Genomic DNA, 14,206 nt, shown 5'->3' with positions numbered 1-14,206 from the left:
CAGTATGGTGGTGCGCGCCGCCGAGCCGCCCGCTGAAGGTGTGACGGGCGGCGGAGCCAACCGGGAGAACCTGCCTTGAGTCGTGAAACTGACAGTTCGTCCTCCGGGCCCCACGGGCGCGGCGGAGCCGCCTACCCGTCGGGCACCCCGCCCTACGGGACACCCACGGCTTCCGACGCCGGTGCGGACGCGGGCCGTTCGGCCCCGCGGCCCGAGGAGCGCAAGACCGAGACGACGCTGACGACCCGTATCAAAATCAACATCCCCGGGTCGCGTCCCATCCCGCCGGTCGTCGTGCGCAAGCCCGTCGCCGACACCGAGACCGACGCCGGTGACGCGGAGACGGCCGGGCGGACCGAGCCGAGCGCCTCCGCGCCGGCCCCCGGCGTCGCGGAGGCTCCCGCCGAGCCCGAGCAGCACGCCAGGCCCGCCGAGGACAAGCCGGCCAGCGACTGGTTCGCGCCGCGCAAGTCCGGTCCGGGCAAGGGCGCTCAGGGCGGTGGCTCCACCAACGGCGGCGGTACGGCCGGTGGTTCGGGGACCGCGCCCGGTGCGCCCGGCGCCTCCGGCCCGGGTGCTTCCGGTGCGGGCGCGCGTCCGGGCGGCGGGAGTGGCCGTCCCGGTGGCGTCGTCGGTTCCATGAACGCCCCCGGAGGCTCCCGGTCCGGTTCCGGGGGCGGCGCCGGCCGTTCCGGTGCGACCGGCGGTCCCGTGGCGCCCGGCCACGGCGGCGGCACCGGCTCCTTCGACGTCACCGAGGCGCTGGCGGCGGGACCGCTCGGCACCGGCAACGGCACCCGTCCGGGCGGCGACGACCAGCCGTACTTCCCGGGTGACGGGCAGGGCGGCCGGGCTCCCGGACCCCGCGAGGGGCAGCACGGACCGAACGGGCAGTCCCCGTACGGCGGCCCCCAGGGCCCGGCGGGCCCGACGGGCGGTCCGGTCACCGGCGACAGCGCCCTGGCGCCGCCGGCCGGTGGTCCCGGTCTGCCCGGTGGCCCCGGCGTGCCGGGCGGACAGCGCGGTCCCGAACCCAACGGCCTGCGCGGCCCCGGCGGGCCGCAGGGCCCCGGCGCCGGTCCCGGCGCCGCCCGGCCCGGTCCCGGCGGCGGGCTCAGCGACGACACCGCGATCCTCACCCCGCAGAAGCCCGCCCCCGAGCCCGGCACCCGCGGCAACCCGGACAACGTCTCCGGCAACACCGTCACCAGCGGCATCCCCGTCGTACCGTCGGAACGCACCGCGCCGTTCCGGGGCGCGCCCGTCGACGGGACGTCGCCGCACACGCCCCCGAAGCTGCCCGAGCCGGTCTCCGCGCCCCCGACGAGCTCCGCCAAGCCCGCCAAGAAGAAGGGGCGCGGGAAGCTCCCGCTGCTCGTCGGCGGCCTGGTCGTCGTCGCCGGTGTCACCTACGGCGCCGGCCTGCTCATGAACCGCTCCGACGTGCCGAAGGGCACCACCGTGCTCGGCGTCGACATCGGCGGCAGCACGCGAGACGACGCCGTCGAGAAGCTGGACGACGTCCTCGGGGCCCGCGCGGCCAAGCCGCTCAAGCTCACGGTGGGCGGCGACACCGTCTCCCTGAAGCCGGACCAGGCGGGGCTCCAGCTCGACACGCAGGCCACGGCCAGCAACGCGGCGACCAGCGACTACAACCCGGTCTCCGTGATCGGCTCGCTCTTCGGCCAGGAGCGGGTCGTCGAGCCGGTCATGCCCGTCGACGAGGAGAAGCTGCACGCCGCCCTGGAGGACGCCGCGGGCGGCGCCGGATCGGTGACCGAGGGCACGATCGAGTTCGAGTCCGGCAAGGCCGTCCCCGTGTACGGCAAGCCGGGCAAGGGCATCGACGTCGCCAAGTCCACCGAGGCCGTGCGGGAGGCGTACCGCGCCCAGGTCGAGACGGGCACCGCCACCCCGGTGAACGTGCCGACGACCACCCAGCAGCCCACGGTCTCCAAGGCCGAGGTCGACCGGATGATGAAGGAGTTCGCCGAGCCGGCGATGTCGGCCAAGGTGACCGTGCAGACGGACCCGGCGCACAGCATCGCGTTCAGCCCGGAGAAGTCGCTGTGGAAGTTCCTCAGGGTCACCTCCGTCAACGGCAAGCTCGTCGACAAGCCCGACCTGAACGCCCTCAAGGGCCTGTACGGGCAGACCTTCGACGGCGTGCTCATCGCCCGGGCCAACGGTGAGAAGACGGCCGTCACTCCCCAGGACGTCTACGGCGCCCTGCGCCAGGCCCTGAAGAGCAAGACCGACCGCGTGGCGGTCATCGAGACCAACCCCAGCTGACGACCCACCGAGCAGGAGGAGGGGCGCCCGGCACTCGCCGGGCGCCCCTCGCGTCGTACGGCGGCCACCCCCAGGGCCTGTCCGGCGTTCAGTTCAGCATCGCCCGAGCCCCCCGCGCCTCTTCCCGAACCCGCTCCGCGGCCTCCTCGTCCACCGCCTCCACGACCTCCGCGTACGCCTCCAGCTCCCCGGCCCCCGCCGAGAACTCCCCCCGCTGCACCAGCAACCGCGCCCGCTCGTACCGCAGCCGCGCCGGATGCGCCGGCAGCAGCAGCGCCAGCTCGATCGCCCACAGCCCGACCGCCGACTGCTCCGGCCGCCCCGCCGCCCACGCCCGGATGTTGTTCAGGATCCGCGCCACCACGTCCAACGGCGCCGCGGGCTCCAGCATCGACGGCTGCAACCCCGCCCCCGTCGCCCCGGCGACCAGCACCTCCGCGTCGTTCCCCTCGAGCAGCCGGCCCCCGTCGAAGGGATCGGCGAGCACCCGCCGCTCGTCCTCCTCCTCCGACCCGAACGCCGGGCCCAGCTCCGACCCGAAGCCGACCACGAAGTGCCCCGGCAGCGCGACCCCGTAGACCGGCGCACCCGCCCGCCGGGCCACCTCCAGCCACACCACCGACAGCAGGATCGGCAGCCCGCGCCGGCGCCGCAGCACCTCGTGCAGCAGCGACGACTCCAGCCGCTGGTAGTCCGCGGCGACTCCGTGGAACCCGTACCGCTCGCCCAGCAGGTCCCGCAGTGCCACCGCCCAGGCCCGCGGCGAACCCGGCCGGAACGGCAGCTCCCCGGCCAGCCGGTCCAGTTCCACCTGCGCGGCGTCCAGCCCCGCGCCGTCCAGCGCCCCGTCCGCCTCCGCGCCCACCAGCAGGCACAGCGTCGACAGGTCGGGCCGCTCGGAACGCGCCTCTTCGGCGAACAGCCGCCGCACCTCGGCGGAGCGTTCCGGGGACGGGGGCTGCGGAGAACGTGGGTGACGCATGACTGGCTCGTGCCCTTCCACGGCGATCGGTTACCGGTCCGTACCGGCGTCCGCCGGCTCCCGGTAGTGGTGGTACGCGTGATGCGCCGCGAAGCCCATCCCGGTGTACAGCGCCCGCGCCGCCGGGTTGTCGGCCTCGACCTGGAGCCACGCCGCCGACGCGCCCTCGTCGAGCGCCCGCCGGGCCAGCGCGGCCATCACGGCGGTGGCGAGCCCCCGGCGCCGCTGCGCGGGATCGACCTCGACGGCCGCGAAGGAGGCCCACCGCCCGTCCACGACACACCGCCCGACCGCCGCCGGGGCGTCGGCGCCGGGCACCGTCGCGAACCACACCGACGGTCCGGAGCCCAGCACCCGCAGGGCCACGTCGCTCACGCCCTTGCGCTGGTACCGCGACAGCCACGCCTCGTCCGCCTCCCGGGACAGGACGACGCCGGCGCCCTCCGCCCGGTCGGCGACCGGCGCGAGCCCGCCGGTCCACACCTCGGCCGTCACCTCCCGCACCCAGCCCCGCCGCTCCAGCTCCGCGCACAGCAGCTCCTGCGCGCCCTCGGCACCGGTGGCGGTCTGGACGTACGCGGGCAGGCGGCGGGCGCCGTACCAGCGGCGTACGGTCGTCAGCGCCTCGTCGAGCGGCATCCCCGGATCACCGAGCGGCAGCACGGAGTTGGCCCGCCGCGTGAATCCGCCGGCCGCCCGCAGCTCCCAGTCGCCGAGCCACTCGCTCTCCACCGGCCGCCAGGCCCGCGAGGCGGCGCGCGCCAGCTCCTCGTAGGAGGCGGCGGGACCACGGCGACGCGCCGGAGCGGACGGCACGACCTTCCCCGCGACCAGCGAGGATTCGGGTATGCGGACGCTCTCGCCACTCTTTCGTGTGATCAGCAGCACACCGTTGTCCCATGATGTGAGAACACCAACCGTGTCGGTGAACTTCTCCGCCGCGGCGCCGGCTTCGTTCAAGCGCCGTACGGAGACTCGTTTGCCCACGTCAGCGGCGGTGATGCGGACTTCGAGACGGCCTGCGGCAGAGATTTCCACGGGTCGGTGCACCCCTCCTGTTCGGATCATGCCCAAGAACGGAGATACTAGGGGCGGGCATCGACGACGCCGCGCTCCCGCGCGCCAGGCGGCGGAGCCTGAGGAGGCCCGCCAGCGCCCGTATCGAGGAGGAACGACAGCGTGACCTACGTCATCGCGCAGCCTTGTGTCGACGTCAAGGACAAGGCGTGCATCGAGGAGTGCCCGGTCGACTGCATCTACGAGGGCCAGCGGTCCTTGTACATCCACCCGGACGAATGCGTCGACTGCGGCGCCTGTGAGCCGGTCTGCCCGGTCGAGGCGATCTTCTACGAGGACGACACTCCGGAGGAGTGGAAGGACTACTACAAGGCGAACGTCGAGTTCTTCGACGAGCTGGGCTCGCCCGGCGGCGCCAGCAAGCTGGGGCTGATCGAGCGCGATCACCCCTTCGTCGCCGCGCTGCCGCCGCAGGCGTAAGCACTCGCGCCGCCTCGGTCCCGTACGGCCCGGTCACCCGATCGGCGCCGTACGGGGCCGAGGCGTTCGCCGTACCGACGAAAGTGAGCCACCAACCGTGTCCGCAGTCTCCGACCGCCTTCCCGTCTTCCCCTGGGACAAGCTGGAGCCGTACAAGAAGACGGCCGCCGCGCATCCGGACGGCATCGTCGACCTCTCCGTCGGCACCCCGGTCGACCCCGTCCCCGAACTGATCCAGAAGGCCCTGGTCGATGCGGCGGACTCCCCGGGCTACCCGACCGTTTGGGGCACCCCGGCACTGCGCGACGCGATCACCGGCTGGGTCGAGCGCCGCCTCGGCGCCCGCGACGTCACCCACCGCCACGTCCTGCCCATCGTCGGCTCCAAGGAACTCGTCGCCTGGCTCCCGACCCAGCTGGGCCTCGGCCCGGGCGACAAGGTGGCCTTCCCGCGCCTGGCCTACCCGACGTACGAGGTCGGCGCGCGCCTGGCCCGCGCGGAGTACGAGGCGTACGACGACCCCACGGACCTGGACCCGACGGGCCTGAGGCTCCTCTGGCTCAACTCCCCGTCGAACCCGACCGGCAAGGTCCTGTCCAAGGCCGACCTGACCCGGATCGTGGCCTGGGCCCGCGAGCACGGCGTCCTCGTCGTCTCCGACGAGTGCTACCTGGAGCTGGGCTGGGAGGCCGACCCGGTCTCCGTCCTGCACCCGGACGTCAACGGCGGCTCGTACGACGGCCTGGTCGCCGTCCACTCGCTCTCCAAGCGCTCCAACCTCGCGGGCTACCGCGCGGCCTTCCTGGCGGGCGACCCGGGCGTCCTGGGGCCCCTCCTGGAGATCCGCAAGCACGGCGGCATGATGACGTCCGCGCCGACGCAGGCGGCGGTCGTGGCGGCGCTCGGCGACGACGAGCACGTCCGCGTCCAGCGCGACCGCTACGCGGCCCGCCGCACGGCCCTGCGCGAGGCGCTCCTCGGCCACGGCTTCCGCATCGAGCACAGCGAGGCCAGCCTCTACCTCTGGGCCACCCGCGACGAGTCCTGCTGGGACACGGTGGCCCACCTGGCCGACCACGGCATCCTGGTCGCCCCCGGCGACTTCTACGGCCCCGCGGGCACCAACCACATCCGCGTCGCCTTCACAGCCACGGACGAACGCGTCCAACAGGCGGTGTCCCGCCTGACGGCCTGACGCGGCTGTGGGCAGTCGTTCCGCTGGGGCGGAACGGGTGGGCACAGCCACCAATGCCGGGCCCCCGGCCAACAAACGCCCACCGCACCGGCGTAGGCACGCAAAACGCCGGGCCCCAGGGAAGCAATCCCTGGGCCCCGGCGCCGTACAAGCCCGGCGCTAGCCGACCGGCAGACCCTGCACCGGCAGCCCGCCCGTGCCCAGCGCGTCCGTCGGCAGCCCGCTGTCCGTGGCCGTCGACGCGGTGTCACCGACGACCTCACCGGCCGAACCCGCCGCGTCACCCGCGGCCTTCTGCGCCACCGGCGTGGTCTTCTTGACGAGCGAGCCGCCGGTCTTGCCCGCGGCCGGCACGGTCTTCTTGACGGCCTTGCTGCCGGTGTCGCCCGCGGTCTCGGTGACGTTCTGGGCCGCGGCGTCGACGGTGTTGCCGACGTTCGCCCCGTCCAGCGCGGTCAGTCCCCCGAGGTTCGGGGTGGCGGGCAGTTCGGGAGCCGCGCTGGCGGAGCCGGCCGCACCGACCCCGGCGGCCGCTCCCGCAGCGACGAGCAGCGCGGCACGGGCGATCCGGCGGGTCAGGGGGAGGGACATGATGCTCCTTCGACGGAAGTCAACGATGAGGAATCCGACCGTGCCCGGCGAGTGATCGACCGGGCTCGGACGCAGTGACTACCGCTCGAAGGCGACGAAGGTTGCGGACGCACAACGTAAAGAGTTGGTAATGCGTCGCATTATCGGGTGCCCATAAAAACGGGCAAAAGGGAGCCGGTCGGAAAGTCTGCTGAATCCTTACAGCCCTTGATTTTCCTGGCCTCCGACGGATCGGACGGTGAGGCACCGAAAACGCGGGCGCCGCGTCGACACGACGCCGCCGCGAGTAACCCCCAGGGGTGACGGATCGTACGGGCGGCCGCTACCGCGCGGTGGTGATCCGGACCGAGCCCGCGGCCCGCTCGGCGCCCTGCGCGCCGCCCTCGCCCGTCGGGTGCCACTTGCTGTCGGTGTTCCCCGCCGTCCACTGCCGGCCCGCGTAGGAGACCCGCTGGATGTGCAGCGAGGAGGCGTTGGCCACCGCCCAGTGCGCCAGCTGCCACCCGCGTCGCTCCGGGCTCGCCTCCGTGCCCGAACCGGCCGCGGCGACCGGCAGCGTCACGGTCCGGTCGGCGTCGGCGGAGCCGCCGGCGGCCGGCGAGGACATGGGCTCCGGGGCGGCGGCGTCGCCACTGCCCGCCTCCGCGCCGGCCGGCTGGAGCACATCGTGCCCGAAGTCCCGCACGAGCGCCGCGCGGACCGCGTCGGGACCCTTGTCCCGGGTGGTGCCCGGGCGGCCCTGGCAGGTCAGCGTCGCCGCGGACCGTCCGGTCAGCGCGGCGGCCAGGAGCGCGGCGTCCGGTTCGTGCTTGGCGTAGGCGTCCGGGAAGCCGCTGCGCTGCACGCGCTGGGCGGCGACGGTCAGCGGGAGGCGGGTGTAGTCGGGGACCTCGACCAGGTGGTCGTAGAACATGCCCGCCGAGTACGCCGGGTTCATGATCTCCTTCGGTGTGCCCCAGCCCTGCGAGGGGCGCTGCTGGAACAGGCCGAGCGAGTCGCGGTCGCCGTGGTCGATGTTGCGCAGCGTCGACTCCTGCAGCGCGGTCGCCAGCGCGATCGTCACCGCCCGTTCGGGCAGGTCGCGCGCGGTGCCCACCGCGGTGATCGTCGCCGCGTTCACCGCCTGCTCCGGCGTGAACTCGTAGGCCTTCCGGCCGTCCTCGGAGGAGACCACCTTGCAGCCCGGGGCGCCCGCGCCCCCGGTGACGTACTGCACCGCCAGGTAACCGGCGACCGAGAGCAGGACCACGAAGGCCGCCCCCGAACGGAGAAGGCGGCCACGGCGTTTGCGGGCGGGTGACGGCTGAAGCACGCGTACAAGGTACTGGAGGGTAGCCAGTGGTGTCCGCCCGGTACGAGCAATGCCCGAAAGGGCAGGGGCGTTAGGGTCGGAGCCATGGCCGATACCCCGCTTGACCTCACGCTGGACGCCGCGGAGCTTACCGCGCGGCTCGTCGACTTCCCCTCCGAGAGCGGCACCGAGGAGCCCTTGGCGGACGCGGTCGAGAGCGCCCTGCGCGCCCTGCCGCACCTGTCGGTCGAGCGGTACGGCAACAACGTGGTGGCCCGCACGGACCTGGGGCGGGCGGAGCGTGTGATCCTGGCGGGCCACATCGACACCGTCCCGATCGCCGGCAACGTGCCGTCCCGGCTGGACGAGGACGGCGTGCTGTGGGGCTGCGGCACCTGCGACATGAAGGCGGGCGTCGCCGTACAACTGCGCATCGCCGCCACCGTCCCGGCCCCCAACCGCGACCTGACCTTCGTCTTCTACGACAACGAGGAGGTCGCCGCCGAGCTGAACGGGCTGAAGCACGTCGCCGAGGCGCACCCCGAGTGGCTGGAGGGCGACTTCGCGGTGCTCCTCGAACCGTCCGACGGCCAGGTGGAGGGCGGCTGCCAGGGCACGCTGCGGGTGCTGCTGAAGACGACGGGCGAGCGGGCGCACTCGGCGCGCTCCTGGATGGGCTCCAACGCCATCCACGCCGCCGCCCCGATCCTCGCGCGCCTCGCGGCGTACGAGCCGCGCTACCCGGTGATCGACGGCCTGGAGTACCGCGAGGGCCTGAACGCGGTCGGCATCACGGGCGGGGTCGCGGGCAACGTCATCCCCGACGAGTGCGTGGTCACGGTCAATTTCCGCTACGCCCCGGACCGTAGCCCCGAGGACGCCCTCGCCCACGTGCGGGAGGTCTTCGCGGACTGCGGGGTGACGGAGTTCGTCGTCGACGACCACAGCGGCGCGGCCCTGCCCGGTCTGTCCCACCCGGCCGCGGCGGCCTTCATCGAGGCGGTCGGCGGCACCCCGCAGCCCAAGTACGGCTGGACGGACGTGTCCCGCTTCTCGGCGCTCGGCGTACCGGCCGTCAACTACGGCCCCGGCAACCCCCACTTGGCGCACAAGCGGGACGAACGGGTGGAGACGGCGAAGATCCTCGCGGGGGAGGAGCGCCTGCGGTCCTGGCTGACCGCGTGATCCAGCGAGAGTTTAGGCCGCTGCGTGGCGGACATGCTGAGGTCCCTCGTACGTAACCCGCGTAGATCTACGCTGAGGTGGAAGAACCTGCAACTGGAGGGAGCGCGCGCATGGCTACCGGCAACCCCGAGGGCAAGAAGCGGCCACCGGAGGAGCAGCGCCTGGGCCCTGTCCTCCGGCGGCGGGGTCAGGTCCAGGAGAGCACCACGGACCAGCGCCTGCTGGACGAGCGCGCTCCCACGGACTGGGTGCACACCGACCCGTGGCGCGTCCTGCGCATCCAGTCGGAGTTCATCGAGGGCTTCGGCACGCTCGCCGAACTCCCGCCCGCGATCAGCGTCTTCGGATCCGCCCGGACGGCGGTGGACTCGCCGGAGTACGACGCCGGCGTGCGGCTGGGCCGGGGCCTGGTCGAGGCGGGCTTCGCGGTCATCACCGGCGGCGGCCCCGGCGCCATGGAGGCGGCGAACAAGGGCGCCCTGGAGGCGAAGGGCACGTCGGTCGGCCTCGGCATCGAGCTGCCCTTCGAGCAGGGGCTCAACCCGTACGTCGACATCGGCCTGAACTTCCGCTACTTCTTCGTCCGCAAGATGATGTTCGTGAAGTACGCGCAGGGCTTCGTCGTTCTGCCCGGGGGCCTCGGCACCCTCGACGAGCTCTTCGAGGCGCTCACCCTGGTCCAGACCCAGAAGGTGACCCGCTTCCCCATCGTCCTCTTCGGCTCCGAGTACTGGGGCGGCCTGGTCGACTGGCTGCGCGGCACCCTGGTGGCCCAGGGCAAGGCCGCGGAGAAGGACCTCATGCTCTTCCACGTCACGGACGACGTGGACGAGGCGGTGGCCCTGGTCTCCAAGGAGGCGGGGCGCTAGGGCGGGCGAGGGTGGCGGGGCGAGAATCCCCTCTCGTCCCGCCACCACGCCTCGGCGCTACGCCAGCCCCCTGCGCGCCACCGCCGGCTCCCGGTGCCCGGCGATCGTCGCCACCATGTCCAGCACCTGCCGCGTCTCCGCCACCTCGTGCACCCGGTACACCCGCGCCCCCAGCCACGCCGACACCGCCGTCGTCGCCAGCGTCCCCAGCACCCGCTCCTTCACGGGCCGGTCCAGCGTCTCCCCGACGAAGTCCTTGTTCGACAGGGACACCAGCACCGACCACCCCGTCTCCACCATCTCCCCGAGCCGCCGCGTCGCCTCCAGGCTGTGCCGCGTGTTCTTCCCGAAGTCGTGCCCGGGATCGATCATCACCGACTCCCGCGGCACCCCGAGCGCCACCGCCCGCTCGGCCAGCCCCACCGTCACCTTCAGGATGTCGGCCATGACGTCGTCGTACGTCACCCGGTGCGGCCGCGTCCGCGGCTGAGCGCCGCCGGCGTGCGTGCACACCAGCCCCACCCCGTACCGCGCGGCGACCTCCGCGAGCCTGGGGTCGACCCCGCCCCACGCGTCGTTCAGCAGATCCGCCCCGGCCTCGCACACGGCCTCGCCGACCTCGTGCCGCCAGGTGTCCACACTGATCACGACGTCCGGGAACCGCCGCCGCACCTCCGCGACGAACCCCACCGTCCGTCGCGCCTCCTCCTCGGCCGACACCTCGTCGCCCGGCCCGGCCTTCACCCCGCCGATGTCGATGATCGCGGCGCCGTCGGCCACCGCCTGCTCCACGCGCGCGAGGGCGGGCTCGTCGCGGAAGGTCGCCCCCTGGTCGTAGAAGGAATCCGGGGTCCGGTTCACGATCGCCATGATCACCGGCTCGTGCGCCGCGAATTCACGCCTGCCCAGTCTGAGCATCCCCTGTGACATCTCCTCGTCCACATCCTTCTCACGTCACCGACCGCCGAACCGAGCGCGGCGAATCGAGCCGGACACCCGGCCTTGGACCGCCTGCGGCCCCGACTGTCAGACTCGCATGGCACGATCGGACCCGGCACAACCGACTCCGGCTTCGAGTCCACTCGGACCCGCACCGGACCGGGACCCGATCCGACTACCCGACCATGGGGGCCCAGCGATGGTCATGTTCCTGTTCCTCGTCGTCGCGCTGGCCGTCGTGGTCGCCGCGGTGACGCTCGCCGTGGTGAGCGGCGGTGACAGCGGGCCGCTGCCCGACGCCGCGCCCGAGCGGCTGCGGGACTCCCTGCCCCCGGACCGCCCGGTCGGCCGCGCGGACGTGGAGCGGCTCCGCTTCCCGCTCGTCGCCCGCGGCTACCGCATGGCGGACGTCGACGACGCCCTCGGCCGCCTCGGCGCCGAACTGGCCGAGCGCGACGCCCGCATCGCCGACCTGGAGTCCGCACTGGCCGGCGCCCGGGCCGCCGCAGCCCACCAGCACGTCTCCATGGAGAAGCCGGGCCCCGAGGAGCAGCGGTGAGCGCCGGGGAGGCGATCGCCGGGCCCGACGGGGCGCCGCGCTGCCCCTGGGCCCTGTCCACCACGGACTACGTGGCGTACCACGACGAGGAGTGGGGCCGCCCGGTCCACGGTGACGACGCCCTCTTCGAACGCCTCAGCCTGGAGGCCTTCCAGTCCGGCCTGTCCTGGATCACGATCCTGCGCCGCCGCCCCGGCTTCCGCGCCGCCTTCGCCGGCTTCGGGATCGCCGAGGTGGCGGCCTTCACCGACGCGGACCGCGACCGTCTGCTCGCCGACGCCGGCATCATCCGCAACCGTGCCAAGATCGACGCGACCCTCGCCAACGCGCGCGTACTGGCCGAATGGGCCCCCGGCGAGCTGGACGAGCTGATCTGGTCCCACGCCCCGGACCCCGCCGGCCGCCCGGTCCCGAAGACTCTCGCCGACGTCCCGGCCGTCACCCCGCAGTCCACGGCGCTGTCCAAGGCCCTGAAGAAGCGGGGCCTGCGCTTCGTCGGCCCGACGACTGCGTACGCCCTGATGCAGGCGTGCGGTCTGGTGGACGACCACCTGGAGACGTGTGTGGCGCGCGGCAACGCGCCCGGGGGCGTGCGGTAGCCCCCGGGCAGGTCACCGCACCGCCCCGGCTGTCACCGGGTCACTTGCCCAGATAGCGCGGTGCCTCCTTGTTCACGAAGGCCCGCACGGCGATCGCGTGGTCCTCGGAGGACCCGGCCCGGGACTGCAGCTCGTCCTCCTTCTCCAGGGCCTCGTCCAGCGAGTGCGTCAGGCCGAACGCCACCGACTCCTTCAGCGCGGCGTAGGCGACGGTCGGCCCCTCGGCCAGCGTCCGGGCCACCTTCTCCGCCTCGGCGCGCAGGTCCGCGGCGGGCACGACCCGGTTGGCGATCCCCAGCTCGTACGCCTCCTGCGCCTTGATGCTGCGCGGGAAGAGCAGCAGGTCGGCGGCGCGCCCGGGACCGACGACGCGCGGCAGCGTCCAGGAGATCCCTGAGTCGGCGGTGAGCGCGACGCCGGCGAAGGACGTGTTGAACGACGCCGTGTCCGCGACGATCCGGTAGTCCGCCGCGAGCGCGAAGCCGAAGCCCGCCCCGGCCGCCACGCCGTTCACGGCGGCGACCACCGGCTTCCGCGCGCCCGCCAGCGCCCGCACGATCGGGTTGTAGTGCTCGCGCACCGTGCTCATGGTCTGGCCCGAGCCCGTCTCCCGGTCGGCGGCCAGCAGCCCGATGTGCTCCTTGAGGTCCTGCCCGACGCAGAACGCCCGCTCCCCGGCCGCCGTCAGCAGCACCGCCCGTACGGCCTCGTCGGCCGCCGCGGCACGCGCCGCGTCCCGGAGCGCGACCTTGGTCTCGATGTTCAGCGCGTTCATCGCCTCGGGGCGGTTCAGCGTGATCGTCGCGAGCCCGTCGCTCACCTCGTAGAGCACGGTGTCGGCCATGGATTCCCCTCCGCGTCGTAGACGGTCGCACGTGTGTGTCCGGACTCAGCATGACGGAGATCACGGGAAGTGGATCGCTCCACGGATGTGACCTGCGTCAAAGGATTCCGGTCCGTATCCGTTCGGCGGAAGTGGGCGGGGGCGCGCAGTATCGCAGTCACATCGCCGAATTGAGTGGTTTTGCTCGCGCGCGTTGCCCAAGCGATGCCGACCGATGTTGGTCATCGGGTCGTGGGATGCGGGATAATGGCCGGGAAGCAATGTGTTCGATGCCGGTGTCGCGCGTCCGGGCCGGATTGCGCGTGCCCTCACGGGCCGTCGGCGGTGACGGTGAGCTGGTATCAGGAAGGGGAACGAGCATGGCGGCCATGAAGCCGCGGACGGGCGATGGCCCGCTCGAGGTGACCAAGGAGGGGCGGGGCATCGTCATGCGCGTTCCGCTCGAAGGCGGCGGGCGGCTCGTCGTCGAGCTGACCCCCGATGAGGCCGACGCGCTCGGCGACGCCCTCAAGCAGGTCGTCGGCTGACGCGCGAGCGACCATACCCGTTCAGTCGCCCCGGTGCCGCACGCGGTGCCGGGGCGACTGCTTTCCGCTCTCCCCGGGCCGTTCTCATGGGCCGTACGGGCGGTGATTCACCTTTTGACGGCGCACAGCAGGCCGTCGCCCACCGGCAGCAGTGACGGCACCAGTTCCTGACTCTCCCGGACCGCGCGCAGGAGTTCCCGCAGCCGCAGCACCTCTGTGGGCTGCGGTCCGGAGTCGATCGTCCGGCCGGTGCCGAAGACGCCCTCGAAGGCGACGAGGCCTCCGGGGCGCAGCAGACGCAACGATTCAGCGAGGTAGTCGAGGTACTCCAGGCGGTCGCCGTCGCAGAAGACGAGGTCGTAGCCGGCGTCCGCGAGCCGGGGCAGGACGTCCAGGGCGCGGCCCGGGATGAACCGGGCCCGGTTGCTGGCGAAGCCCGCGGCGCGGAAGGCCTGACGGGCGAACTGCTGGTGTTCCGGTTCCGGGTCGACCGTGGTCAGTACGCCGTCCGGCCGCATTCCGTGCAGCAGATGGATACCGGAGACGCCGCAGCCGGTGCCGATCTCCGCGACCGCCTTGGCGTCCACGGCGGCGGCGAGCAGTCCCAGCGCGGAGCCCGTGCCCGGGGTCACCGAGCGCAGGCCCGCCTCGCGGGCCCGGTCGCGTGCCCAGAGCAGCGCGTCGTCCTCGGCGACATAGGCGTCGGCGAACGCCCAGCTCGTCTGCCGGTTGCCGGTAATGACCCTCTCCTGTCCCCGTCGTTGCCTCGGCGTGACTGTATCCGTTGCCGTCGGGAACCCGCAGATGGGACCGGTCGTTTAAGGGGAGAGCAAAGA

15 protein-coding genes are annotated in these 14,206 nt (G+C 73.2%); 8 read left to right on the top strand and 7 right to left on the bottom strand.

Going from position 1 to position 14,206, the window contains the following annotated elements:
• The first annotated feature begins 75 nt into the window (after positions 1–75).
• On the top strand, positions 76–2,292 hold the full coding sequence (locus KUM03_RS09475; protein ID WP_217246582.1) for a hypothetical protein: 2,217 nt from the start codon (positions 76–78) through the stop codon (positions 2,290–2,292).
• Positions 2,293–2,380: 88 nt separating this feature from the next.
• Here KUM03_RS09475 and KUM03_RS09470 read toward each other — a convergent pair whose 3' ends face one another.
• Both KUM03_RS09470 and KUM03_RS09465 read right to left on the bottom strand, forming a co-directional pair.
• Positions 2,381–3,274, bottom strand: a complete 894-nt coding sequence (locus KUM03_RS09470; protein WP_217246581.1) for a transglutaminase-like domain-containing protein — start codon at positions 3,272–3,274, stop codon at positions 2,381–2,383.
• Between the two features lie 30 nt (positions 3,275–3,304).
• On the bottom strand, positions 3,305–4,312 hold the full coding sequence (locus KUM03_RS09465) for a GNAT family N-acetyltransferase (RefSeq protein ID WP_217246580.1): 1,008 nt from the start codon (positions 4,310–4,312) through the stop codon (positions 3,305–3,307).
• Between the two features lie 141 nt (positions 4,313–4,453).
• Here KUM03_RS09465 and fdxA point away from each other — a divergent pair, with 141 nt between their 5' ends.
• Positions 4,454–4,771 (top strand): ferredoxin, encoded by a 318-nt coding sequence (gene fdxA / locus KUM03_RS09460; RefSeq protein WP_005480604.1) that lies wholly within the window; start codon positions 4,454–4,456, stop codon positions 4,769–4,771.
• Positions 4,772–4,868: 97 nt separating this feature from the next.
• Positions 4,869–5,966: a bifunctional succinyldiaminopimelate transaminase/glutamate-prephenate aminotransferase gene (locus KUM03_RS09455; protein WP_217246578.1), complete on the top strand. Its 1,098-nt coding sequence runs from the start codon at positions 4,869–4,871 to the stop codon at positions 5,964–5,966.
• Between the two features lie 159 nt (positions 5,967–6,125).
• Here KUM03_RS09455 and KUM03_RS09450 read toward each other — a convergent pair whose 3' ends face one another.
• Complete coding sequence (locus KUM03_RS09450) at positions 6,126–6,557, bottom strand: ATP-binding protein (RefSeq protein WP_217246577.1); 432 nt, start codon at positions 6,555–6,557, stop codon at positions 6,126–6,128.
• Between the two features lie 322 nt (positions 6,558–6,879).
• Positions 6,880–7,806, bottom strand: coding sequence for a heavy metal transporter (locus tag KUM03_RS09445; RefSeq protein WP_217246675.1), 927 nt, complete (start codon positions 7,804–7,806; stop codon positions 6,880–6,882).
• A gap of 147 nt (positions 7,807–7,953) precedes the next feature.
• On the opposite strand from KUM03_RS09445, the gene dapE reads away from it, so the two are divergent.
• Positions 7,954–9,033, top strand: a complete 1,080-nt coding sequence (gene dapE / locus KUM03_RS09440; protein WP_217246576.1) for a succinyl-diaminopimelate desuccinylase — start codon at positions 7,954–7,956, stop codon at positions 9,031–9,033.
• A gap of 110 nt (positions 9,034–9,143) precedes the next feature.
• Entirely contained in the window at positions 9,144–9,902 is a 759-nt protein-coding gene (locus KUM03_RS09435) for a TIGR00730 family Rossman fold protein (protein ID WP_217246575.1), read from the top strand.
• Positions 9,903–9,959: 57 nt separating this feature from the next.
• Here KUM03_RS09435 and folP read toward each other — a convergent pair whose 3' ends face one another.
• Positions 9,960–10,820 carry a dihydropteroate synthase gene (gene folP, locus KUM03_RS09430; protein ID WP_217246574.1) on the bottom strand — a complete coding sequence of 287 codons (861 nt, stop codon included), beginning with the start codon at positions 10,818–10,820 and terminating at the stop codon, positions 9,960–9,962.
• Positions 10,821–11,040: 220 nt separating this feature from the next.
• Here folP and KUM03_RS09425 point away from each other — a divergent pair, with 220 nt between their 5' ends.
• Positions 11,041–11,400 (top strand): DivIVA domain-containing protein, encoded by a 360-nt coding sequence (locus tag KUM03_RS09425; protein WP_217246573.1) that lies wholly within the window; start codon positions 11,041–11,043, stop codon positions 11,398–11,400.
• Positions 11,397–11,999: a DNA-3-methyladenine glycosylase I gene (locus KUM03_RS09420; protein WP_217246572.1), complete on the top strand. Its 603-nt coding sequence runs from the start codon at positions 11,397–11,399 to the stop codon at positions 11,997–11,999. Before KUM03_RS09425 ends, KUM03_RS09420 begins: the two co-directional genes overlap by 4 nt.
• 40 nt (positions 12,000–12,039) lie before the next feature.
• Here the strand turns inward: KUM03_RS09420 and KUM03_RS09415 are convergent, their stop codons facing one another.
• The gene (locus KUM03_RS09415) at positions 12,040–12,843 is read right to left on the bottom strand and encodes an enoyl-CoA hydratase/isomerase family protein (RefSeq protein ID WP_217246571.1); all 804 of its coding nucleotides are present in this window, start codon (positions 12,841–12,843) and stop codon (positions 12,040–12,042) included.
• A 359-nt stretch (positions 12,844–13,202) separates the two neighbouring features.
• Here KUM03_RS09415 and KUM03_RS09410 point away from each other — a divergent pair, with 359 nt between their 5' ends.
• Complete coding sequence (locus KUM03_RS09410) at positions 13,203–13,370, top strand: DUF3117 domain-containing protein (protein ID WP_018105485.1); 168 nt, start codon at positions 13,203–13,205, stop codon at positions 13,368–13,370.
• A gap of 107 nt (positions 13,371–13,477) precedes the next feature.
• On the opposite strand, the gene KUM03_RS09405 is transcribed toward KUM03_RS09410, so the two are convergent.
• Positions 13,478–14,176, bottom strand: a complete 699-nt coding sequence (locus KUM03_RS09405; protein ID WP_308406287.1) for an O-methyltransferase — start codon at positions 14,174–14,176, stop codon at positions 13,478–13,480.
• Positions 14,177–14,206 lie beyond the last annotated feature (30 nt).

The organism is Streptomyces sp. AC602_WCS936, from assembly GCF_019049125.1.
In the GTDB taxonomy this organism is placed as follows: Bacteria; Actinomycetota; Actinomycetes; order Streptomycetales; family Streptomycetaceae; genus Streptomyces.
The sequence above is the reverse complement of the archived record's forward strand: the minus strand, read 5'-3'. Positions and strand labels throughout refer to the sequence as shown.

Excerpts from the sequence above, each read along its gene's own strand:
- KUM03_RS09410 (WP_018105485.1), top strand. The coding sequence starts at position 13,203 with ATGGCGGCCATGAAGCCGCGGACGGGCGATGGCCCGCTCGAGGTGACC.
- KUM03_RS09415 (WP_217246571.1), bottom strand. The coding sequence starts at position 12,843 with ATGGCCGACACCGTGCTCTACGAGGTGAGCGACGGGCTCGCGACGATC.
- KUM03_RS09470 (WP_217246581.1), bottom strand. The coding sequence starts at position 3,274 with ATGCGTCACCCACGTTCTCCGCAGCCCCCGTCCCCGGAACGCTCCGCC.
- folP (WP_217246574.1), bottom strand. The coding sequence starts at position 10,820 with ATGCTCAGACTGGGCAGGCGTGAATTCGCGGCGCACGAGCCGGTGATC.
- dapE (WP_217246576.1), top strand. The coding sequence starts at position 7,954 with ATGGCCGATACCCCGCTTGACCTCACGCTGGACGCCGCGGAGCTTACC.
- KUM03_RS09435 (WP_217246575.1), top strand. The coding sequence starts at position 9,144 with ATGGCTACCGGCAACCCCGAGGGCAAGAAGCGGCCACCGGAGGAGCAG.
- KUM03_RS09450 (WP_217246577.1), bottom strand. The coding sequence starts at position 6,557 with ATGTCCCTCCCCCTGACCCGCCGGATCGCCCGTGCCGCGCTGCTCGTC.
- KUM03_RS09425 (WP_217246573.1), top strand. The coding sequence starts at position 11,041 with ATGGTCATGTTCCTGTTCCTCGTCGTCGCGCTGGCCGTCGTGGTCGCC.